At 72.7% G+C, this 21441-nt stretch carries 18 protein-coding genes; 12 read left to right on the top strand and 6 right to left on the bottom strand.

From position 1 onward, the window contains the following. Positions 1–77: 77 nt before the first annotated feature. Both hrpA and DEJ23_RS05050 read left to right on the top strand, forming a co-directional pair. On the top strand, positions 78–3923 hold the full coding sequence (hrpA, locus tag DEJ23_RS05055; protein WP_111239297.1) for an ATP-dependent RNA helicase HrpA: 3846 nt from the start codon (positions 78–80) through the stop codon (positions 3921–3923). A gap of 19 nt (positions 3924–3942) precedes the next feature. Continuing rightward, positions 3943–4311: a VOC family protein gene (locus tag DEJ23_RS05050; protein ID WP_181429121.1), complete on the top strand. Its 369-nt coding sequence runs from the start codon at positions 3943–3945 to the stop codon at positions 4309–4311. 9 nt (positions 4312–4320) lie between these two features. On the opposite strand, the gene DEJ23_RS05045 is transcribed toward DEJ23_RS05050, so the two are convergent. After that, positions 4321–4863, bottom strand: a complete 543-nt coding sequence (locus tag DEJ23_RS05045) for a YbaK/EbsC family protein (protein ID WP_111239173.1) — start codon at positions 4861–4863, stop codon at positions 4321–4323. Positions 4864–4958: 95 nt separating this feature from the next. Between DEJ23_RS05045 and DEJ23_RS05040 the strand changes: the two genes are divergently transcribed. Beyond that, the gene (locus DEJ23_RS05040) at positions 4959–5609 is read left to right on the top strand and encodes a CatA-like O-acetyltransferase (protein ID WP_111239172.1); all 651 of its coding nucleotides are present in this window, start codon (positions 4959–4961) and stop codon (positions 5607–5609) included. A gap of 77 nt (positions 5610–5686) precedes the next feature. Here DEJ23_RS05040 and DEJ23_RS05035 read toward each other — a convergent pair whose 3' ends face one another. The 3 genes from DEJ23_RS05035 to DEJ23_RS05025 all read right to left on the bottom strand — a co-directional run bounded on the left by DEJ23_RS05035 (position 5687) and on the right by DEJ23_RS05025 (position 10412). Beyond that, on the bottom strand, positions 5687–8257 hold the full coding sequence (locus DEJ23_RS05035) for a LamG-like jellyroll fold domain-containing protein (RefSeq protein WP_111239171.1): 2571 nt from the start codon (positions 8255–8257) through the stop codon (positions 5687–5689). 155 nt (positions 8258–8412) lie between these two features. Beyond that, complete coding sequence (locus DEJ23_RS05030) at positions 8413–9138, bottom strand: response regulator (protein WP_111239170.1); 726 nt, start codon at positions 9136–9138, stop codon at positions 8413–8415. Continuing rightward, the gene (locus DEJ23_RS05025) at positions 9135–10412 is read right to left on the bottom strand and encodes an ATP-binding protein (RefSeq protein ID WP_111239169.1); all 1278 of its coding nucleotides are present in this window, start codon (positions 10410–10412) and stop codon (positions 9135–9137) included. Before DEJ23_RS05025 ends, DEJ23_RS05030 begins: the two co-directional genes overlap by 4 nt. Before the next feature lie 133 nt (positions 10413–10545). On the opposite strand from DEJ23_RS05025, the gene DEJ23_RS05020 reads away from it, so the two are divergent. From DEJ23_RS05020 to DEJ23_RS05000, 5 genes are read left to right on the top strand one after another with little or no spacing between them, the layout of a single operon-like run. After that, positions 10546–11565 (top strand): tripartite tricarboxylate transporter substrate binding protein, encoded by a 1020-nt coding sequence (locus DEJ23_RS05020; protein WP_111239168.1) that lies wholly within the window; start codon positions 10546–10548, stop codon positions 11563–11565. Next, on the top strand, positions 11562–12221 hold the full coding sequence (locus tag DEJ23_RS05015) for a tripartite tricarboxylate transporter TctB family protein (RefSeq protein ID WP_111239167.1): 660 nt from the start codon (positions 11562–11564) through the stop codon (positions 12219–12221). The genes DEJ23_RS05020 and DEJ23_RS05015 overlap by 4 nt, the downstream gene beginning before the upstream one ends. 1 nt (position 12222) lies before the next feature. After that, positions 12223–13743, top strand: coding sequence for a tripartite tricarboxylate transporter permease (locus tag DEJ23_RS05010; protein WP_111239166.1), 1521 nt, complete (start codon positions 12223–12225; stop codon positions 13741–13743). A gap of 37 nt (positions 13744–13780) precedes the next feature. Then, on the top strand, positions 13781–14788 hold the full coding sequence (locus DEJ23_RS05005; RefSeq protein WP_111239165.1) for a LacI family DNA-binding transcriptional regulator: 1008 nt from the start codon (positions 13781–13783) through the stop codon (positions 14786–14788). A gap of 22 nt (positions 14789–14810) precedes the next feature. Further along, positions 14811–15197 (top strand): VOC family protein, encoded by a 387-nt coding sequence (locus DEJ23_RS05000; protein ID WP_111239164.1) that lies wholly within the window; start codon positions 14811–14813, stop codon positions 15195–15197. Between the two features lie 30 nt (positions 15198–15227). On the opposite strand, the gene DEJ23_RS04995 is transcribed toward DEJ23_RS05000, so the two are convergent. Both DEJ23_RS04995 and DEJ23_RS04990 read right to left on the bottom strand, forming a co-directional pair. Further along, positions 15228–15956 carry a triacylglycerol lipase gene (locus DEJ23_RS04995; RefSeq protein WP_258375254.1) on the bottom strand — a complete coding sequence of 243 codons (729 nt, stop codon included), beginning with the start codon at positions 15954–15956 and terminating at the stop codon, positions 15228–15230. Further along, positions 15953–16741, bottom strand: coding sequence for an alpha/beta fold hydrolase (locus DEJ23_RS04990; protein WP_146240195.1), 789 nt, complete (start codon positions 16739–16741; stop codon positions 15953–15955). Before DEJ23_RS04990 ends, DEJ23_RS04995 begins: the two co-directional genes overlap by 4 nt. 96 nt (positions 16742–16837) lie before the next feature. Here DEJ23_RS04990 and DEJ23_RS04985 point away from each other — a divergent pair, with 96 nt between their 5' ends. From DEJ23_RS04985 to DEJ23_RS04970, 4 genes are all read left to right on the top strand, one after another. Beyond that, positions 16838–17386: a dihydrofolate reductase family protein gene (locus DEJ23_RS04985; protein ID WP_111239295.1), complete on the top strand. Its 549-nt coding sequence runs from the start codon at positions 16838–16840 to the stop codon at positions 17384–17386. 104 nt (positions 17387–17490) lie between these two features. Further along, positions 17491–18822: an NAD(P)/FAD-dependent oxidoreductase gene (locus DEJ23_RS04980; RefSeq protein ID WP_258375252.1), complete on the top strand. Its 1332-nt coding sequence runs from the start codon at positions 17491–17493 to the stop codon at positions 18820–18822. A gap of 126 nt (positions 18823–18948) precedes the next feature. Beyond that, positions 18949–20157, top strand: coding sequence for an acyltransferase (locus DEJ23_RS04975; protein ID WP_111239162.1), 1209 nt, complete (start codon positions 18949–18951; stop codon positions 20155–20157). A gap of 93 nt (positions 20158–20250) precedes the next feature. Further along, entirely contained in the window at positions 20251–21423 is a 1173-nt protein-coding gene (locus tag DEJ23_RS04970; protein ID WP_111239161.1) for an NAD(P)/FAD-dependent oxidoreductase, read from the top strand. Positions 21424–21441: the final 18 nt, after the last annotated feature.

Here is a 21441-nt window from a genome sequence, read left to right as displayed (position 1 = left end):
GCTCGGCGGGCGGACGCCGCCGATCGACATCGCCGAGGGCCCACCACCGTCCGCCGGACCGCTATCCTGGAATGCTCATGTCTGCCACGCCCGTCATCACCTTCCCGCCCGAACTGCCGGTGTCGCAGCGGCGGGACGACATCGCCGCCGCGATCCGCGACCACCAGGTCGTGATCGTCGCCGGTGCCACGGGCTCGGGCAAGACGACGCAGCTGCCGAAGATCTGCCTGGAGCTCGGCCGCCAGTCGATCGGGCACACCCAGCCCCGGCGGATCGCCGCGCGGACCATCGCGGAGCGCGTGTCCGAGGAACTCGGCAGCGAGCTGGGCGACCTCGTGGGCTACCAGGTGCGGTTCACCGACAAGGTGTCCGGCAACACCCGCATCAAGCTGATGACCGACGGGATCCTGCTCAACGAGATCCACTTCGACCGCGACCTGGAGCGCTACGACACGATCATCATCGACGAGGCCCACGAGCGGTCCCTGACGATCGACTTCCTGCTCGGCTACCTCAAGCGGCTGCTGCCCCGGCGTCCGGACCTCAAGGTCGTCATCACGAGTGCCACCATCGACCCGGAGTCGTTCTCACGGCACTTCGGCGACGCCCCGATCATCGAGGTGTCGGGGCGCACCTACCCGGTCGAGGTCCGGTACCGCCCACTCGTCGCCGACGACGCCGACGACGACCAGGACGACGAGTCCGACTCGCGCACCGGTGACAGCGGCAACACGGCCGACGACCGCGACGTGCTGCAGGGCATCACCGACGCCCTCGACGAACTCTCGCGCGAGGACCCGGGCGACGTGCTCGTGTTCCTGTCCGGCGAGAACGAGATCCGCGATGCCCAGGACGCCATCGAGGGCAAGCGCTACCCGGGCACCGAGGTCCTGCCCCTCTACGGGCGTCTGTCCCCGGCCGACCAGCACCGGGTGTTCGAACGTCGGAGCACCCCGGGGATCCGGCGCCGCGTCGTCCTCGCGACCAACGTGGCGGAGACCAGCCTGACGGTGCCGGGCATCAAGTACGTGATCGACACGGGTACCGCCCGCATCTCGCGGTACTCGCCGCGGGCCAAGGTGCAGCGCCTGCCCATCGAGGCGATCAGCCAGGCGAGCGCGAACCAGCGCTCCGGACGTGCCGGCCGCACGAGCGCGGGCATCGCGATCCGGCTCTACTCCGAGGACGACTTCGCCCGCCGTCCGGAGTTCACCGACCCGGAGATCCTCCGCACGAACCTGGCCGCGGTGATCCTGCAGATGATCTCGCTCGGTTTCGGCGACATCGAGCGCTTCCCGTTCCTGCAGCCGCCGGACTCCCGGGGCGTCAAGGACGGTCTCGACCTGCTGCGCGAACTCCGCGCGGTCGACAGCGACGGTCGGATCACGAAGACCGGTCGCCAGCTCACCCGGTTGCCGATCGACCCGCGGCTCGGGCGGATGGTGCTCGAGGCCGGACGACAGGGCGTGGGCCGCGAGGTCGTCGCGATCGTCAGCGCCCTGAGCATCCAGGACCCCCGCGAACGCCCGCTGGAGAAGCGCGCGCACGCCGACCAGCTGCACGCCCGCTTCGCCGATCCGACGAGCGACTTCCTCACCCTGCTCAACCTCTGGAACCACATCGAGGACAAGCAGGACGAGCTGTCCTCGAGCGCCTTCCGCCGCTTGTGCAAGGCCGAGTTCCTGAACTACCTGCGCATCCGCGAGTGGCAGGACCTGTACCGCCAGCTCACGCGCGCCGCCAAGCAGGTCGACGTCCGCGTCGGGCAGTCCCGCTCCGAGGACGGCGACGCCGTGCACCGGTCCCTGCTCGCCGGACTCCTCAGCCAGATCGGTCTGCGGGACAAGGAGAAGCGCGACTACCTCGGCGCGCGCAACGTCCGCTTCGTGGTGTTCCCCGGCAGCGTGCTGGCGAAGAAGCAGCCCGACGCGGTGATGGCCGCCGAGCTCGTCGAGACGAGCCGTCTGTTCGCCCGCACCGTCGGCCGGATCGACCCCGCGTGGGTCGAGCCGCTCGCGGGCGACCTGCTGAAGCGCACGTACGGCGAACCCCACTGGGAGAAGAAGCAGGGCGCCGTCGTGGCGTACGAGCGGGTCACGCTGTTCGGCGTCCCGATCGTGCAGCGCCGTCGCGTGCAGTACAAGCGCGTCGACCCCGAGCACTCGCGCGAGCTGTTCATCCGGCATGCCCTCGTGGAGGGCGAGTGGGACTCCCAGCAGACGTTCGACCGTGCCAACCGGAAGCTCCGGCGGGAACTCGAACAGCTCGAGGAGCGCACCCGCCGCCGCGACATCCTGTTCGACGACGAGCGCGTGTACGAGTTCTACGACGCCCGGGTCCCCGCCGACGTCGCGACCACCCGCGACTTCGAGGGGTGGTGGCGGAAGGCCCGCCGCGACGAGCCGGAGTTGCTCACCATGCGCCGCGAGGACCTGCTCGACGAGGACGCCGCCGAGGCCGCCCAGGACGAGCAGGAGTACCCGACGCAGTGGCGCTCGGGCGACCAGCGGCTCGCCATCCGGTACCGGTTCGAGCCGGGTGCCCAGGACGACGGCGTCAGCGTGCAGGTGCCGCTCGCGCTCCTCCCCCGCATGCGCGAGGAGGGGTTCGACTGGCAGGTCCGGGGCCTCCGCAGGGAACTCGTCACCGCCCTCATCAAGTCGCTGCCGAAGCAGATCCGCAAGAACGTCGTGCCTGCCACCGACTGGGCCGAGAAGATCGTCGCCGAGCTGCCGGACGACGCCCCCACCGAGCCCACCGAGTCGTTCCGGGCCACCCTCGCCAAGGCCATCCAACGGATGACCTACGTGCCCGTGACCGAGGCCGACTTCGACCTGTCCCGCGTTCCCGCGCACCTGCTGCCGACCTGGGCGGTCGTCGACGAACGCGGTCGCCGCGTCGAGTCCGGCAAGGACCTGTCCGCCCTGCAGACCAAGCTCAAGGACCGCACACAGCAGAGCGTCGCCGCCGCCACGACGAAGGCAGCGGCACGGCCTGGAGGCGCGGCGCGCGTCGCCGGGGCGTCCTCCGGCGCGCAGGTGGAACGGTCCGGTCTCACCACCTGGCCGTCCGACGACCTGCCGCAGGTCCTCGACACGAAGCAGGCCGGTGGCATCATCCGTGCCTACCCGTCCTTGGTCGAGGAGGGCGACGGCCCGAAGGCGACCGTCGGCGTCCGGCTGCTGGCCACCCCGGGTGACCGTGCGGTCAGCATGCCCGCCGGGGTCCGTCGACTCGTCATGCACGCGGTGCCCTCCCCCGTGTCGTACGTGCAGGCGCACCTCACGGCGCAGGAGAAGCTCGCACTGGCTGCGAGCCCCTACCCGTCGACGGCGGCGCTGTTCGACGACGTGCTGGCCGCCGTCGTCGACGCCGGCATCCGACGCGCGCACCCCGACGGCCTGGTGTTCACGAAGGTCGAGTTCGAGGCGGTGCGCGACGCGGTGTCCGCCACCGTCGTCGACACGATGTTCACCGCCGTGTCGGAGGTCGCCGCGGTGCTGACGGCGCAGCGTGGGGCCGAGAAGTCGATGAAGCAGGCGAACTCGATGGCCCTGCTCCCAGCGCTGACCGACATGCGGCAGCAGATGGAGCGGCTCGTGTTCCCCGGCTTCGTGGCGGTCGCCGGGCTGGACCGGCTCCGGCGCATCCGCGTGTACCTGCAGGGCATCGACGCGCGGGTGCAGAAACTCCTGCAGAACCCCGGTCGCGACGCCAGCTGGATGCGCGAGGTCACCGTCGCAACCGACCGCTACACCGACGCGGGGGGCACCTTCCCGCCGGCAGCGGGTGCGCACCCCGAGCTGGTGCACGCCCGCTGGATGCTCGAGGAGTTCCGCTTGAGCCTGTTCGCGCAGGAGCTCGGGACCGCCGAGACGGTCTCGCTCCAGCGGATCACCAAGGCCCTGGCCGCCGCGCGCTGATCGGTCTAGCGTGTCGGCCATGATCGGCACCCTCGACGTCATCGTCCTCGACTGTCCGGACACCCGGCAACTCGCCCGTTTCTACGCCGAGCTGCTCGGCGGGGAGGTCGTCGGTGACGACGAGGACTGGGCCGAGGTGGCCCTGCCGTTCTCGGACGGCCGACCGCTCATCGCGTTCCAGCAGGTGGCGGAGTACCGCGCACCGGAGTGGCCCGGCCAGGACGTCCCGCAGCAGATCCACCTCGACGTCAAGGTCGACGACCTCGACGCGGGCGAGGCGGCGGTGCTGGCGATCGGTGCGACGGCGACCGGTTCGGGCACGTCCACGTTCCGCGTGTACCTCGACCCCGCCGGGCACCCGTTCTGCCTGATCCGGCCGTCCGACTGACCGCCCGCCTCAGTCGGCGTCGGTGGCGAGCCCCTCGACCACGGTGACGTTCGGCAGCGCGGCCAGGGTCCGACCGGGCAGGAACACCTTCGCCCCGCGCAGACCGGCGCCGACCACGACCTCGGGGGCGTCGAGGACACGTGCGTCGACGTAGACGGGCCAGTCGGCGGGCAGCCCGATCGGCGTGATGCCGCCGTACTCCATGCCGGTCAGCTCCACCGCCTGCTCCATGGGCGCGAAGCTGGCCTTGCGGACGTCGAGGAGCTTCTTCACGACGCGGTTGACGTCGAGCTTCGTGGACGCGAGCACCACGCACGTGGCGTACCGGGCCTCGTCGCCGCGCTTGCCCGCGACGACGATGCAGTTCGCGCCGCCCTCGAGCGGGTAGCCGTAGCCTTCCGAGAACGCGGCGGTGTCGGCGAGGTCGGGGTCGATCGGCGCCGCCTGGATCGTCGACAGCACGTCACTCGGCAGCGCGACGAGCGCCTGGGCGACGGGGATCGCTAGGAACCCGGTGGCGACGAGGGCAGGGGAACGGTCGAGCGTCGGCATGGGTCGAGCCTAGGGAGGGCCGGGCGGACGGGCGGTCAGGCGCGCTCGTCGCTGGGTCGGTGCCCACCTGTCCGTGGAGGCACGAGACTGTCTCCGTGAACCGTCTCCACCCGATCGACCTCGAGCACTGGCCGCGTGCCGAGCACTTCGCGCACTACCGACGGCACCCCTGCGCGTGGGAGATGACGGTGGACGTGGACGTCACCGCCTTCATCGACGCGGTGCGCGTCGCCGGCGTGAAGACCTACCCGTCGCAGATCTGGGTGCTCGCCACCGTGGTGAACCGCCACGACGAGTTCCGGATGCAGCTCATCGAGGACGGCCGACCGGCGGTCTGGGACGTCGTGCACCCGACCTTCACGGTGTTCCACCCGGACACGGAGACGTTCTCGGCGCTGGTCGTCGAGTACGACAACGACGCACGTGCGTTCCACGACGCCGTGGTCCGGACGACGGAGACGTACCGCGACGACCACCGGATGTTCCCGCAGGGCGACGAACGCCGGGACACCTTCGACGTCTCGACGCTGCCGCGGACGTCCTTCACGGGCTTCGCGCTGCACCTGACCGGCAGCGAGGACCATCTGCTCCCGATCGTCACCCTCGGCCGCTACCGGCAGGTGGACGGTCGAACGCTCATGCCGATGGCCGTGAGGATCAACCATGCTGCGGTGGACGGCTTCCACGCCTCGCGCTTCGTCGCCGAGGTCGAGGAGCTGTTCGCGGTCCCGTCCTGGATCCGTTGACCCCGACCGGACGCGACCGCGCCACGGACGGGAGGCACGATGCCGGACCGGCACCGTGCCTCCCGTCCGACCGTCCCCTACTCGGAGGCGCGGTCCGTCCGCAGGACGGCCGCACGGCGGCGACGGACGAGCAGCACCACACCCGCGGCGAGCAGGAGCAACGCCGCCGCGCCGGCGATGCCGAGTCCGGCGGAGCCGGTGAAGGCGAGCTCGCCGCCCGCACCGCGCCCGGCCTCGACGTCGCCGACCGGCGTCACCGGGTCGACGCCTGGTGCACCCGCGCCCGGGTCGGCCGCACCGGGCGCTGACGGGTCACCCGCACCCGGCGTCCCGGGGTCGCCCGGGGTCGGGGCGGGCGTCTCTGGAGCAGCGGGCAGGGCGACCGCGAAGGCCACCGCCGACCCGCTCCGGGTCCCGATCGACTGCACGGCCTGCGCGGCGCCGGCCTCGACGGCGCGAGCGACCCGGGCGGCACCATCGGCCGCCGTGCGGATGTTCCAACGGCCGTCCGCGTCGACCTCGGTGGTCCCGGTGACCGCGCCGGAGAGTGTCACCGTCGCCCCCGGGTGCCCGGTGCCGGACACCGCGGTGGTGACGACCTCGGGGTCGACCGGGTCGACGGCCAACGCGTCGAGGTCAGCACGGGCGGTCAGCCAGGAGTCCGCTCCGATCGGGTGGTCGATAACGCGGGTCTCGCCGATGCAGCCGTTCCAGCCGTTCGTCGCGGCGTCGTCGACCCAGTCGCTGCCGAACAGCCACGGCATGCCGTCCTGCACGGTCTGCCCACCGGTGTCGGTCGCGTTGCGGAGCACCGGGGCGCCGTCGACGTACATCGTGGTGCTGCGGGCGTCTACGTCGTTCACGAGCGCGACGTGCAGCCACCGGCCGGGGATGATCTCACCGGACCAGGCGGTGCGGTCACCCTTGGTCGGGTCCGCCGTCACCTCGGTCCACTGGAACTCCTTGAGGTTCGAGATGCCGAGCGCCGCGGGCGACGCGGTCCAGTCCCACCGGGTCTGCGGGACGCCGATCTGCGAGCGGTTGCCGCTCCGGACGATCGCCTTCGACCAGGAGTTCGCGCCGTCGGTCCACGACGGGTCGACCTCGAGGAAGGTCTCGATCGTGTAGCCCTCCGGGAAGGTCGCGCGGTCGACGGCGGTGTCACCGGGCGAGGTCAGCGCGCTGAACCGCTTCGCGGCCTTGTCGGCGTTCGCGAAGCACAGTCCCGCGCCGTCGGCGGACAGCGGGTGCGCCCCCTCGACGATCGTGACGTCGCCGTCCTGGGCGCTCGGGGAACCGGACTCGGCGTGCGTCATGCGCGTCAGGTCGGCGTCGCCCACCACGTCGTCGACCGTCCCGCCGGGTGCGAGCACGCCGGTCTCCTGCTCGCCCGGGCGCCACCACGCCAGCGTGCCGTCGACGCGCGCGGTGTCCGCGCGGCCGCCGGGCAGGGCGGTCGTGACGGGCGGTGCACCGGTGAAGCCGTCGAGGAGCATCGCACGGGCACGCTCGATGAGCGGCGGCTCGTCGGCCGTCCCGGCGCGGAAGTCCGGGGCGAAGCCGGCGAAGCGTGTCGCGAAGTCGACCGGCACCGTGTAGCGCTGGTTGGCGGCGTCGAGCAGCGGCTGGTCGTACGCCGTCAGGGTCTCGGCAGGCTTCCAGGGCACCCACGGCGACGCGGTCTGCATCTCCATCGTGCCGTTCGTCAGGTCGAACTCGAGCAGTCCGAGGTAGCCGTTGCCGCCCTCGTAGTCCATCTGGTGGTCGATGAGCACCTGGGTCACCGCGTGGCCGGCGTCGTTCGTGCGGCTCTTCCACGTCGAGCCGTGGAAGTGCCCGTTGAGCGTGAGGAACACCTGGTCGTTCGGGGCGATGACCGTGTCCCAGAGGCGCTCGCCGTAAGCCGTGTCGACCGCGGTGAGGCCGTCGGTCGCGATGTTGATCACCTCGTGCGAGGTGAGCACCGTCGGCAGTGTCGGGTGGTCCGCGATCACCTGGTTCGCCCACGCGAGCGTCTCGTCCGAGGCGCGCCACGGGAGCGCGAGCGACAGGAAGCGCTGTCCCTCGGCCTCGAACACGTGGAACTGGCTGAGGCCGGTGCGGTCGGTCCCCGACTCGACGGTCGGCTGCCCGGTGGCGCGAGTCGCCGGGAAGGTCTGGAGGTACGGTTCCGCGGCGAGGTCGTACGACGTGTCGAAGACCGTGTCGGACGAGTTCCGCACGTCGTGGTTCCCGGTCGTGACGCTGTACGGCAGCGCCGCGTCGTCCAGCACCGACATCGCCCGGTCCGCCGCCTGCCACTCGCCGGCCTGGCCGACCTGGTCGACGACGTCGCCGACGTGGGTGACGAACGGGATGTGCAGCGCGTCGGCGTTCTCGGCGAGCCACTCGGTCTGCACGTGGAACGGGTCGTCCCCGTACCGCGGCAGGAACTGGGAGGCCGAGTAGCGGGAGTAGAACTGCGTGTCCGGCAGCACGGCGAGCGTGAAGCGGGACGCGAGGTCGGCGGCCGGTGCGGCGGCCGCGGACTGCGGTGGGACGGCGGGGAGGGCGGTCAGGCCGACGGCGGCGACCGCGGCGAGCGCGGCAGCCCCGAGGAGGGAGGGCCTGCTCCGGGACGGACGGGGGACGACTCGGGGTTCGGTCACGCTGGGATGCTGGCCGAGCAGGTTGGCCGCTCCGTGTCCTGTACGTGAACACAGCACGAGCGGGTGACCCGCCCGCGCTCGTGGGGCCGGAACGGACGGGAGGCCCGTGGCGACGCCGCCACGGGCCTCCCGTCCGTCGTCCGCCGCGACCGCGCTCAGGGGGCGGGCGTCAGGCGGTAGAGCACCTGCGGACGACCGCGGCGACCGTACCGGTGCGCGAGGTCGATGGTGCCGGTCGCGACGAGGTGGTCGAGGTAGCGCCGAGCGGTCGCACGCGAGGTCCCCGTGGCGACGGCGACCTCGTCGACCGAGTGGGCGACCACGGGGTCGAGCGCGGCCACGACCCGTTCGAGCGTCGTGGCGCTCACGCCCTTCGGCAGGCCGTGCTCGGGCGTCGTCGTCGCGGTTCGCGTAGGGCCCACGACCCGTACCGAGCCCGTCGCGAGCAGCCGGTCCACGTCGCCCTGCCCCATGGGCACGTCACGCTGGGACGCATCACGGGTCCGACGCTCGGCGGCGTACGCGCGCAGCCGGTCCTGCAGCGCCTCGCGGTCGAACGGCTTCAACAGGTAGCCGACCGGGTGCGCCGCGAGCGCCTGCCGGACGGTGACCTGGTCACGGGACGAACTGACGACGAGGACGTCCGTACCGTCGACGCCCGCGACGTGCATGCGGTGCAGCACCTCGATGCCGCTGATGTCGGGCAGACGCATGTCGAGCAGCACGAGGTCGACGCCGTGCTCGACGTGGGCGAGCGCGGTGCCCCCGGACGCCACGGCCCCCACGACCACGAACCCGTCGGTCGCGGCGACCCAGCGTGTGTGCAGCGCACGCGCTCCGGCGTCGTCGTCGACGACGAGCACGCGGACGGGCGCGGTCACGGGTCCACCGTCATCTCGACGTCGAGCCGGGCGCCGCCGAGCGCCGCCGAGCGCCCGACCACCACCGAGCCCCCTCGGTCGGTGGCCGTGCGCCGCACGACCGCGAGGCCGACACCGCGACCGAGGCCCGTGTCGTCCGGCTTCGACGACCACCCGCGCGCCAGCACACGGTGCACGTCCGCCGGATCGATGCCGTGTCCGTCGTCCTCGACCGCGATCGCCACCGTCCGCCCGCGGCTCTCGACCGTGCAGCGCACCAGCCCCGCGCCGGCCTCGGCGGCGTTCCGGCACAGGTTGGCGACCACCAGCAGCACGTCGTCGTCGAGCACGACGTCGTCGGCGACCCGCAGGTCGAGCGCTGCGCCGCGGGCGTCGAGCTCGGAGCGCACGGCCTCGATCGTCGCCGTCGCGACCGCGCCCCGCCGCGGTGACCCGGCGCCCCCGCCGCTCGTCAGCCCCGGCGCCACGGCGTCGATGTAGGCCATCGCGTCCTCGGCGTCGCCCTGCGCGACGAGCCCCCGCACGACGTGCAGACGTGTCCCGAACTCGTGCGCCTGCTCGCGCAGCGCATCCGTCGTCCGGCGCACCTGTCGGCTCTCCGCGTCGATCGCGTCCGCTCGTCGCAGTCGGCGCGCGATGGTGAGCGACAGCAGCACGCTCGCCAGCGTCGCCGCCACGAGGGCACCCGTGCTCCACGGCAGCAAGGTGCCGAGCGCGCGCTCGCGGTCAGCCGCGATCGTCGACTCGAGCACGCCCACGGCGACCACGCCGACGACGTCGCCGCCGGCATCGACGATCGGCACCTTCGCCCGCAGTGTCGTCCCCGACGGGCCGGTCTCGGTGCCGACGAACCGCTCGCCGGCGAGTACGGGCGCGATCGTCGTCTCCACGAGTTCGCCGCGCTCTGCCGGGTCGGGATGCGTGATCCGCACCCCCTCGTCGTCGGTGACGACGACGTACGAGACGCCCGACGCGTGCTCGACGAGGGATGCGATCGGCTGGAGCGCCGCGGTGGCCGGGGCGAGACCGTCCTCGTCGGCGAGGGCGCCCGGGGCTCCTGTGTCGACGACCGACGCGACGGCGTCCCGCACCTCGGGCAGGTCGGCGAGGCTCGACGCGACGCCGGACACCTGCTCCACGACGGACGTGCGGATGCTCTGCTCCTGCACCGCGGCGGCGCCCACGGTCGTGAGGGCGGTCGCGCCGAGCACGATGACGCTCGGCAGCGCGAGCACGGTGGTGCGCCCCAGCCGGGTGAGTCGCGGCCTCGTCACCGTGGGCCCCCTCCGGTCGCGACGTCGTGAGCGTCAATGAGCACATCTCCGCCGCCGGCTGCTCCTCCGGTCGGCGGCTGCCATCGTACTTGTCGACCTGCGTCACGACGACGTGCGCAGGAGGGAGCCATCCATGCCAGACCAATCAGCGACGGAGACACCCGCACAGCCGCGGGCCCGTCACACGATCGCCCGCGGAGTCGGTGCAGCCGTCGCCGCCGTGTCCATCGGCATCGCCGCCTTCGGGTCGGTGACGTCGGCCGCGGCCGGCGGCGACCCCACCACGTCCGTCACGCTCGTCGCACCCGCCGCGGCGGGTGGTGGCTGGGACGGCGTCGCACGCTCGATGCAGCAGGCACAGCGTGCGAACGGCATCGTGAACTCCGTGCAGGTCGTGAACATGCCCGGTGCGGGCGGCACGATCGCGCTCGGCAACGTCGCACGGCTCGAGGGTCAGACGGACACGCTGCTCATCGGCGGAACGGGCCTCCTCGCGGCCGAGATCCAGTTCGGCTCCGCCGTGACCCACGACGACATCACGCCGCTCGCGGTCACGGTCGAGGAGTACGACGTCATCGTCGTGCCCGCCGACTCGCCCTACGAGACGCTCGACGACCTCGTCGCCGCCTGGCGCGAACGTCCCGGTTCCGTGCCGTGGACGGGCGGCGGGTCGTTCGACCAGCTCGTCGTCACCGACCTCGCGGTCTCGGCCGGCCTCGACCCGACCGACACGAACTACATCCCCTCCGACGGCGGCGGCGAGGCCATCCAGGCGCTGCTCAACGGCACGGCGGCGGCTGCCTCGGGCGGCTACCCGGACAACATCGACCAGATCGAGTCGGGACGCCTGCGTGCACTCGCGCTCGTCGCGGCGGAACCGGTCGAGGGCATCGACATCCCCACGGCCGTCGACCAGGGCTTCGACGTGACGCTGACGAACTGGCGCCTGGTCGCCGCGCCCGGCGGGCTCGACGACGAGCAGCGGACGCAGCTCACCGACATCGTGCTCGAGACCCTCGAGACGCCCGAGTGGGCCGATGCGATGGACCGGTACCACTGGACCGAGCGCATCATCACGGGCGACGATCTCGACGCCTTCATCGACGACGAACGCGAGCGCATCACCGGGCTGTACGAGGAGCTGGGCCGATGACGCACCCGAGCAACCCCACGTCGTCGTCCGCGGTGGTCGGCCAGCGGCTCACACTGCGCGCCGACCCCGGTCGCATCGCCGAGGTGGCGAAGGAGCTGACCACCCCGGCACTCTTCACGGCCTTCGCTGTCTACCTCGTCGTCGGGATCGTGACGATGGAGGTGCCCGAGGGGACGGCGTTCCCCGGGCCGGCGGTCTTCCCCGGGCTCGTCGCCGCGGCGCTCCTGCTGCTCGCCGGCCTGCTCGTCGTGCGGTCCGTCCGCCAGTGGCGTGCCGGTGCGCACCCGGAACTGCCGGAGGAGGCGCCGACCGGCACCCCCGCCACGGCGTCCGGCCGGAGCGACGTCGAGGCGGACGGACACGTCGCCGGGGCCGGTCCGGTCGAGCGGGCGGTGTCGCAACGGGCGGTGCGCGTCGACTGGCGCTCGCTGGCGTGGGTCGTCGTGTCGTTCGCGGCCTTCGCGCTGCTGCTGGACGTGCTCGGTTGGATCGTCGGCGCGGGCCTGCTGTTCCTCGGCGTCGCGAAGGGGCTCGGTGCCGCGGGGTGGCTGCGCCCGCTCGTCGTCGGTCTCACGGTGAGCGCGATCAGCTACATCGCGTTCGACATGCTGCTCGACCTGTCGCTGCCCTCGGGCATCGTCGGATGGGGGTTCTGACGTGGACGTGCTCGGTCTCCTCGGCGAGGGCTTCGCCGGTGCCCTGACCCCCGCCAACCTGCTCTGGGTCGTCGTCGGGTGCCTGCTCGGCACCGCCGTCGGCGTCCTCCCCGGCCTCGGCTCGTCGATGGCGGTCGCGCTGCTGCTGCCCGTGACCTTCTCGCTCGACCCGACGGCGGCGTTCATCATGTTCGCCGGTGTCTACTTCGGCGGCCTCTTCGGCGACTCCACCATGGGCATCCTCATGAACACGCCGGGCCAGGCCTCGGCGATCGCGTCCACGTTCGAGGGCCACAGGATGGCGCTGAACGGGCGCGCGGCCCAGGCACTCGCGGCCGCCGCGATCGGCGCGTTCGTCGGCGGCATGGTCGCGTCGCTCCTGGTCGTGTTCCTCGCTCCGGCGCTCGCCACGTTCTCGGCGAGCTTCGGGCCCGCCGAGTTCTTCGCCCTCGCACTGTTCGCCTTCGTCACGACGTCGTCGGTCGTCACCGACGACGCGCTGAAGGGGCTCGGGTCGCTGTGCCTCGGGCTCGGCATCGCGGTGATCGGCGTCGACGGCATCTCCGGGGCACCGCGCTTCACGATGGGCGTGCCCGAGCTGTTCGACGGCATCTCGCTCGTCACGGTGACGGTCGCGGTCCTCGCGCTCGGCGAGGTCATCTACGTCGCCTGCCTGGCGCGCCACCTGCAGGACGGCCAGATGGTGCGGGCCACCGGACGCCCCTGGCTGTCCCGGAAGGAGCTCCGCGAGGCGGCGCCCGCCTGGCTGCGCGGCACCGCGATCGGGCTGCCGTTCGGCGTCGTGCCCGCCGGCGGTGCCGAGATCCCGACCTTCCTGGCGTTCGGGCTCGAGAAGCGACTGGACGCCCGGCGGAAGGACCCGCAGTTCGGCCGCGGCGCGATCCGCGGCCTGGCGGCCCCCGAGGCCGCCGGCAACTCGACGACCGGCATGGCGATGGGTGCGCTGCTGTCGCTCGGTCTGCCGGTGTCGGCGACCGCCGCGATCATGCTCGCCGCGTTCCGGCAGTACGGCCTGCAGCCGGGTCCGCTGCTGTTCGACCGCTCGCCGGACCTCGTCTGGGCGTTGCTCGCGTCGTTCTTCATCGCGATGGTGGTGCTGCTGGTCATCAACCTGCCGTTCGCGATGCTCTGGGCGAAGCTCCTGCGGATCCCGCGCGCGTACCTCTACGCCGGCATCGCGGTCTTCTGCGGGCTCGGCATCTACGCGACGAGCGGTTCGGTGTTCGACCTGCTCATGCTGCTCGGCATCGGCATCGTCGGCTTCCTCATGCGGGCGCTCGACGTGCCGCTCGCGCCGCTCATCATCGGCATGGTGCTCGGTCCGCTCGCCGAGACGAGCCTGCGCGACGCGGCGTTGAGCGCCGACGGGGACTTCTCCGTGCTCGTGGCGGGACCGATCCCGATCGTGCTCTACGCCGTGCTGGCCGTCGTGGTCGCGATCACCGTGCACGGCCGCATCCGGGCGCGGCGGGCGGCACGGCGCGAGTCGGTCGACGTGTAGCCGCGCTGCGACGCCGGCGACCGCTACGCTCGACCCGATGCGCGCCACCGTGCGGGACGTCGCGGCCCGCGCCGGGGTCTCCCCGAAGACCGTCTCCAACGTGATCAACGGCGGCGTCGTCGTGCGCCCGTCGACCCGGGAACGGGTCGAGCGGGCGCTCGCGGAGCTCGACTACGTCCCCAACCTCTCCGCCCGCGGCCTGCGGAACGGCCGCTCCGGGGTGATCGCGCTGACCCTGCCGGAGCTCGGCAGCGCCCACTCCGCGGAGCTCGCGCAGTGGTTCGTGGAGCTCGCCCGCCAGCGTGGCTGGACCGTGCAGCTCGAGCAGACCGGCAACGACCCACAGCGCGAACGCGACCTGGTGTCACGGGCCCGGGCGCACCTGGTCGACGGGCTCGTGCTCAACCCGGTGTCGCTCAGCGCGAGCGTGCTCGCCACCACCGAGGGCCTGCCGCCGACGGTGGTCATCGGCGAGGTCGAGCCGGAGCACGTGGACCAGGTGCACGTGGACAGCAGGGCCGCCGCCGAGGAGGTCACGACGTGGCTCCTCGACCGTGGGCACCGGCGGATCGCCATCGTCGGGGCTGCGTCTGCCGGCGCCGCCACGGCGACCAGCGAGCTGCGGGAACGGGGCCACACCGCAGGGCTCGCAGCGGTCGGCCTCGAGGTCGATCCGGCGCTCCGCGTCCCGCTGGCGTCCTGGACGACGCGGTCCGCTGCGACGGCCTTCGCGGCGTGGCTCGACCGGAACGAGCTCCCGGACGCGGTGTTCGCCTTCACGGACTCGATCGCCTTCGGCGTGCTGCACGTCCTCGCGGCCCGAGGTGTCCGCGTACCGGAACAGGTGAGCGTCGTCGGCTTCGACGACGTCGAGGCGGCGGCGTTCGCGATCCCGGCGCTGACGACGGTGGCGTTCGACCGACGGGCCTTCGCGACGGCGGCGCTCGACCTGCTCACCCGTCGGATCGCCGAGCGGGACGCTCCCCCGTCGACGGTCGTCGTGCCGCACCGCATCGTCGAACGCGCGAGCACCGCCCCGCGCTGATCCGAGGGGTACGCTCCGCCGCATGACCGCCTCCGACCCGTCGATGCCGACGCTCGCCGCGACCGTGCTCCAGTCCCCCGACGCCATCCCGCTCGCGCGCTTCTACGGTGCGCTGACCGGCTGGACCGTGCACGAGGACGGCCCGACCTGGGCGCGGGTCCGTCCCGAGCACGGCCCGGGGCTGTCGGTGCAGTACGACGACGCGTACGTCCCGCCGACCTGGCCGGGCACGCCGGACGCGCAGGGGATGCAGTCACACCTCGACTTCCAGGTGGAGGACCTGCCCGCAGCGGTGTCCCGGGCGCTCGAACTCGGGGCGACCGAGGCTGCGTTCCAGCCGCAGGACGACGTCCGCGTCATGCTCGACCCGGACGGGCACCCGTTCTGCCTGTTCCTCCCGGGGGCCTGACGCGGTCACCTCGGCAGGGGCGCCGTGTCGTCAGTCCGCCGCGGCGGCGAGCACCGCGTCCCGGGTCTGCCGTGCGCCGAGGATCCGGAAGTGCCCGCCGACGGGCACCCGCACGTTCGCAGCCCCGTCGAGCTCGCTGCCCCCGGGGATGAGGGTGTCGAAGACGCCGTACACGGACGTGATCCGCGCGTTCACCGCCAGGTCGCGCCCGAGCGCCGCGAGCACGGGGTCCGCCGCCCGGAAGGCCCGCAGGTGCGGCACCGGTGCCAGCCGCGCGTAGACGGACCCGGCGAACGGCGTCGACACCGCCACCATCCGGTCGATGCGCTCCCCCTCGGGCAGCGTCATCGCGTACTTCCCGATCAGCCCGCCCTTGCTGTGCGCCACCACGAGGACGCCGCGCAGGTCGTGCTCGTCGAGGTAGGCGAGGACCTCACGCGCCGACTCCGGCACGGGTCGCAGGTTGTGCCGCAGCACCGGCAGGACGTGGACGGGGTGACCGGCGTCGTGCAACGCGTCCATCAGGGGACGCATGAAGTGCCAGGTCTCGTAGACGCCCGGCACGACGACGACGGGCTGGCCGTCGCCGGTCCGGTAGTCCTCGGCGGTCGTCGGGCCGGCGCTCCGCAGCTGCCACCTGGCCGCGTACCACCAGTCGAGTGCCGCCCACCACGCGCGACGCAGCAGTGGCACCCGGTCGGGAGGCCCCTCCCCCGCCGCCGGGACCGCGCCCGTCCCCGGGGTGGTCCCCCCGGTCACGACGCGTCCTCCGTCATCGCGTCCTCCACGGCCTGCACGCGTCGGAACTCGTCGACCAGCCGCGCGAACGCGGCCGGCTGCCGGTCCTGCACGTGGTGCCCGCCCGGCAGTTCGACGAAGGCGCCCCGCCGGGCCACCGCTGCGAGCGAGACGGCCCAGTCCCGCCGGCCGATCGGGTCGCGGTCGCCACGCACGACGAGCACCGGCTGCTCGAGGGTCGGCACGACCTCCTCGAGCCGGTGGCGCAGCATCGGGCGCAGCTGTCGCGCGTACTGCCGGACGCTCCGCAGGTAGTCGGTGAGGACGACGCCGTTCGTGCGCGCGTCCTCGACGAACGTGTCGCGGCCGAGGTCGAGGGCCTGCTGCACGAGGGAGCGACGTGCGGGGTCCACGACGGGACCGACCAGGACGAGGGCGGTGACGTCGTCCGGGTGCCGACGACCGGCCTCGACGACGACCTGGGCCCCCATCGACTGGCCGACGAGCACCAGGTCCCCGACACCCCGCGAGCGGACCGCCTCGACGACGAGGTCGCCGAGTTCCTCGATGTCGAGCGACCGGCCGGCAGCCGGCAGCCCGCCGAACCCCGGCAGGTCGACGGCGACCGTGCGGTGGGTGCGGGCGAGGTGGCGCTGTGACCGGGTGAACGAGCGGTGCGACATCCCGATGCCGTGCACCAGCACGACCGTCGGTGCGAGGGCGTCCCGCACCCGACCGGCCGGAGCCAGTGTCCGGAGCCGCACGGGCAGCCCACCGACCTCGAACGACTCCACACGTGCGCGCACGATGTGAACGTACCCGGCCGTCCGCAGGGCGAGGTCAGCCTCGGCAACGAGGACAGACCCTCGACGCCGGGCCGTCGTCGCCCTATGCTCCGCAGCATGCGCAAGGTGACCTCGGGCCTCTTCGCGTCGGTCGACGGCGTGGTGCAGGACCCGTACGAGTACCAGTACGACTCCTTCGACGCCGAACTCGGTGCGGCGATGACGGCGTGGATGGACCGGAACGAGACCGTGCTGCTCGGGAAGCAGAGCTACCTGGAGTGGTCCGAGTGGTGGCCCGCGCACGCGGACGACCCCTTCGGCCAGTGGATCAACCCGATCGAGAAGCACGTCGCCTCGACCACCCTGGGCGACGACCTGACGTGGCAGAACGCCCACCGCATCCAGGGCGACGTCGACGACTTCGTGCGGGAGCTCAAGGGCGGCGACGGCGGCGACATCGCGGTCACGGGCAGCGTCACCCTGGTGCGCCACCTGCTCTTCGCCGGTCTCCTCGACGAACTGCAGCTCATGGTGCACCCGGCGATCGCCGGGGCCGGCCGGAAGCTCTTCGAGCCGACCGACCCGCCCACGCGCCTGCGCCTGGTGCAGAGCGTCGTGACCAGCAGGGGCAACGTCCTGAGCACCTACGCGCCGTTCGCCGGCTGACGGGGGCGGGGAGGGCTTGGCGGTCCGCGTCGGACGGGAACGCTCCATCGGCAGCGCGACGGGCAGGTGGACGGACCAGGGTCCGGACCGGCGTACCCTTCTGGGTGGCCGTCGACCGCACCACCCTGGAGAACACCATGTCCGAGGACACCCGCCCGCACGTCGTCATCGTCGGGGGTGGCTTCGCGGGGATCGCGGCCATGCGCGAGCTCGCCGACGCCGACGTCCGGGTGACGCTCGTCGACCGGCACGTCTACAACATGTTCCAGCCGCTCATGTACCAGGTCGCCACCGGCGGCCTCAACGCGGGCGACGTCACGTACTTCCTGCGCAGCCTGCGGGCGAAGCAGGCCAACGCCGACTTCCGGCAGGGACTGCTCACGGGCATCCGCCCCGAGGAGCGCATCGCCGAGATGTCCGACGGCGAGCACCTGCACTACGACTGGCTGATCCTGGCGAACGGCGTCAACACGAGCTACTTCGGCACGCCCGGCGCCTACGAGTACGCGTACTCGATGTACTCGCGGTCGCAGGCGCTCCGGATCCGCGACGAGCTGTTCACCCGCCTCGAGCAGGCCGCTGCCCAACAGGGTCCCGACGAGATCCGGATCGTGATCGTCGGCGGCGGCGCGACGGGCGTCGAGATGGCCGGTGCCCTGGCCGAGCTCCGCGACCAGGCGCTCGTCGGCGCCTACCCGGAGATCGAGCGCGGCAACATCTCGATCACCCTCGTGCACCGCAGCGGCGAGCTGCTCAAGCCGTTCGCGCCGCGGCTCCGCCGGTACGCGGCGAAGATCCTGCGGAAGCGCGGCGTCGAGCTCCGGCTGAACACCGGCGTCGCCGAGGTCAAGCCCGACGGCGTCGTCACCGCGTCCGGCGAGTTCATCCCCGCGTCGCAGGTCATCTGGGCCACGGGTGTCGCCGCGCACAAGGAGGTCTCCGGCTGGGGCATGCCGCAGACCCACGGCGGACGCATCCAGGTGAACGACGACCTGAGCGTCAAGGGCGTCGAGCGGATCTTCTCGGCGGGTGACATCGCCGCCCAGGACGACGCGCTCGCCCAGCTCGCCCAGCCCGCGCTGCAGGGTGGCAAGCACGTCGCGCGGCAGGTCAAGCGGCTGCTCGACGGCAAGCCCACCGAGCACTTCAAGTACTTCGACAAGGGCACGATGGCGACGATCGGCACGAACGCCGCGGTCGCACAGCTGCGCGGCGGCATCACGATGGTCGGACCGGTGGCCTGGCTCGCGTGGGTCGGCGTGCACATCGCGTCGCTGCTCGGCAACGGCAACCGACTCTCGACCCTGTCGCACTTCTTCGTCCGCTACCTGTGGTTCATGCGGAAGCGCTCCATCCCGATCGTCGGTGACGTCCGCCCCGTGCGCCCGAACGGCGACCGCGAGCCGGAGCCGTGGCAGATGCAGAAGGCCGAGTAGCCGGCAGCGGGCCGCGGGCCGCAGCACTGGGCACCCGGGCACCCGGGCGCTGCTCCTTGAGCGTCCTCTTACCCTTGAGGAGCACGCTGGTCGTCATCCGTCAGATCGATCCGTGCAGGAGGAAGCGTGGCGACGAACGCGATCGCTGTCGAGCAGACCCGCACGATCGACCGCAGTGCACCGGCCGGTCAGGCACCGGGTGCCACTCGGACGGTGCCGCCGCCGCTCACCCGGCGCGCTCCGGCGCTCGACGGACTGCGCACGATCGCCATCCTCATGGTGATCCTGTACCACCTGCACGTCCCGCAGTTCGAGGGCGGCTTCATCGGGGTCACCGTGTTCTTCGCCCTGTCGGGCTTCCTCATCACGACGCTCCTCCTCGGCGAGCACCGGAGGACCGGCCGGATCCGGCTCGGGAACTTCTGGCTGAAGCGGCTGCTCCGCCTGTACCCGGCTCTGGTGGCCCTCGTCGTGGTCGGCCTGCTGCTGTGGAACTGGGTCGGCGACTACAAGGGCGCGTCGTTCGGGCCCGGTGAGGCAGCGTTCATCGCGCTGACCTACACGGGCAACCTGTTCCGGTCGTTCTGGGACACCACGCAGGGCGTGTTCGCGCACACGTGGTCGCTCTCGATGGAGGAGCAGTTCTACCTGGTCTGGCCGCCGGTCCTCGTCCTCCTGTTCCTGCTCCGCGCACGCCGCCGCTGGCTCGTCGCCGGGCTCGCCACCGTGATCGTCGCCTGCTCGGTGGTCGCCGGACTCGTCTACCGGACGCCGAACAGCGGTGCGACGCCCGACGTGTACTTCTCCCCCGTGCTCGGCGTCGTCCCGCTGGCGACGGGGTGCCTGCTCGCCCTGCTCCTCGACGACGAACGCGTGCGCAGCTGGGCCGCCGGCCTCGCCGGACACGTCGCGACCTGGGCCGGCATCGTGCTGCTCGCCGGGGTGATGCTCTGGATCGGCGACGACTGGGCGCAGCACGCCTGGACCTTCAGCGTCGTCCTGCCCCTGACCGGCGTCGTCTCCGCGGTCCTCATCGGCGGGCTCGTCTCGGTGCGCTCTCCGCTGTCGGTCGCGCTCGCCTGGTCACCGACCTCGTGGTTCGGCCGACGTGTGTCGTACGCCGCGTACCTCTGGCACCCGCTCGTCATCGCGCTCCTCGACCCGTTCGCCGACGGCCCGTGGGGCAAGGTCTGGTTGCTCGGGGTCGCGGTCGTGGTCGCCGTCGGCGCTGCCCACGCCGTGGAGGTACCGGTCGAGAAGGCGCAGAAACGGTTCCGCGAGGCGCGCCGCCTGGTCGCGGCGGACCGCGCCGCGCGCGACCACGTCACCACCTGACGGACGGGAGGCACGGTGCGGCCCCGCACCGCGCCTCCCGTCCGACGTCGTCTCCTGGGGGGTGCGGGCGGGCGGTTCCGTAGGCTCGCCTGCGTGACCACGGAGCGCGTCGACGTCCTCGTCGTCGGCGGTGGACCCGTCGGCCTGTTCGTCGCAGCGCTGCTCGCCGCGCGGGGGGTCGACGTCGCCGTGTGGGAGCGACGTGATGCGCCACCGACCGGCTCCCGTGCGATCGGCATCCACCCGCCGTCGCTCGACGCGTTCGCCGCGATCGGTCTCGACACGTCGGTGCTGGCCGAAGCGGTCCTCGTCCGCACGGGCGTGGCCCGGAGTCGTGGGCGGGTGCTCGGGACGCTGTCCTTCGACCGTGCCTCGCCCACGCACCCCTACGTCGCCACGCTCGACCAACACCGCACCGAGACGCTCCTGCGCGACCGGCTCGCCTGCGGCGTCCTGCGCACCGGCACGACCCTGACCGGGCTCGTCCGACACCGGACGCACGTCCACGCACACGGTACGGGGCCCGACGGCGGACCGGTCAGCGTCGAGGCGGCGTTCGTCGTCGGGGCGGACGGAGCGAAGAGCGCCGTGCGCGGTCTGCTCGGCGTCGGCACGACCGGACGGGACTACGGCGACCGCTACGTGATGGGCGACTTCGCGGACCCCGAGCCGCCGGACGCCCGGTCGGCGGCGCTCGTCGACGTCGGCCCGCTCGGCGTCGTCGAGTCGTTCCCGCTCCCCCAGGGCCGCCGGCGGTACGTCGCCCTCGTGCCGGACGACGTCGCCTCCGCGGCTGCCGGCGGTGCTCCCGACGCCGCAGAGGCGGCACGGCTCGCCGCGATCGTCGCCGAGCGCACCGGTGCACGCCCGGATCCGGCCACCTGCACGATGACGAGCGGCTTCCGGGTGCGGCGGCGCGAGGCCTCCCGCGTCGGTGTGGGTCGGGTCGTGCTCGTCGGGGACGCCGCGCACGAGATCAGCCCGATCGGCGGTCAGGGCATGAACCTCGGGTGGCTCGATGCCGCCGCGCTGGTGCCGGTCCTGGCCGACGCGGTCGCGTCGGGTGCACCGGGGCCCTGGCCGCGGTACGCCGCACGGCGGCTGGCCGCAGCGCGACGGGCCGCCCGGCAGGCGGAGCTGAACATGGCGCTCGGACGACCGACCGGGACGCTCGGGTCGGCCGGACGGGAAGCGTTGCTCCGGACCCTCCTGGCGCTGCCGACGGCGGACGGTCTGGCCCGGGTGTACGCGATGCGGTGGGCCTGAGCGGCGTGGGGGTCGATG

This window comes from Curtobacterium sp. MCSS17_008 (assembly GCF_003234185.1).
Taxonomy (GTDB): Bacteria; Actinomycetota; Actinomycetes; order Actinomycetales; family Microbacteriaceae; genus Curtobacterium.
The sequence above is the reverse complement of the archived record's forward strand: the minus strand, read 5'-3'. Positions and strand labels throughout refer to the sequence as shown.

Excerpts from the sequence above, each read along its gene's own strand:
- hrpA (WP_111239297.1), top strand. The coding sequence starts at position 78 with ATGTCTGCCACGCCCGTCATCACCTTCCCGCCCGAACTGCCGGTGTCG.
- DEJ23_RS05050 (WP_181429121.1), top strand. The coding sequence starts at position 3,943 with ATGATCGGCACCCTCGACGTCATCGTCCTCGACTGTCCGGACACCCGG.
- DEJ23_RS05045 (WP_111239173.1), bottom strand. The coding sequence starts at position 4,863 with ATGCCGACGCTCGACCGTTCCCCTGCCCTCGTCGCCACCGGGTTCCTA.
- DEJ23_RS05020 (WP_111239168.1), top strand. The coding sequence starts at position 10,546 with ATGCCAGACCAATCAGCGACGGAGACACCCGCACAGCCGCGGGCCCGT.
- DEJ23_RS05015 (WP_111239167.1), top strand. The coding sequence starts at position 11,562 with ATGACGCACCCGAGCAACCCCACGTCGTCGTCCGCGGTGGTCGGCCAG.
- DEJ23_RS05005 (WP_111239165.1), top strand. The coding sequence starts at position 13,781 with ATGCGCGCCACCGTGCGGGACGTCGCGGCCCGCGCCGGGGTCTCCCCG.
- DEJ23_RS05000 (WP_111239164.1), top strand. The coding sequence starts at position 14,811 with ATGACCGCCTCCGACCCGTCGATGCCGACGCTCGCCGCGACCGTGCTC.
- DEJ23_RS04985 (WP_111239295.1), top strand. The coding sequence starts at position 16,838 with ATGCGCAAGGTGACCTCGGGCCTCTTCGCGTCGGTCGACGGCGTGGTG.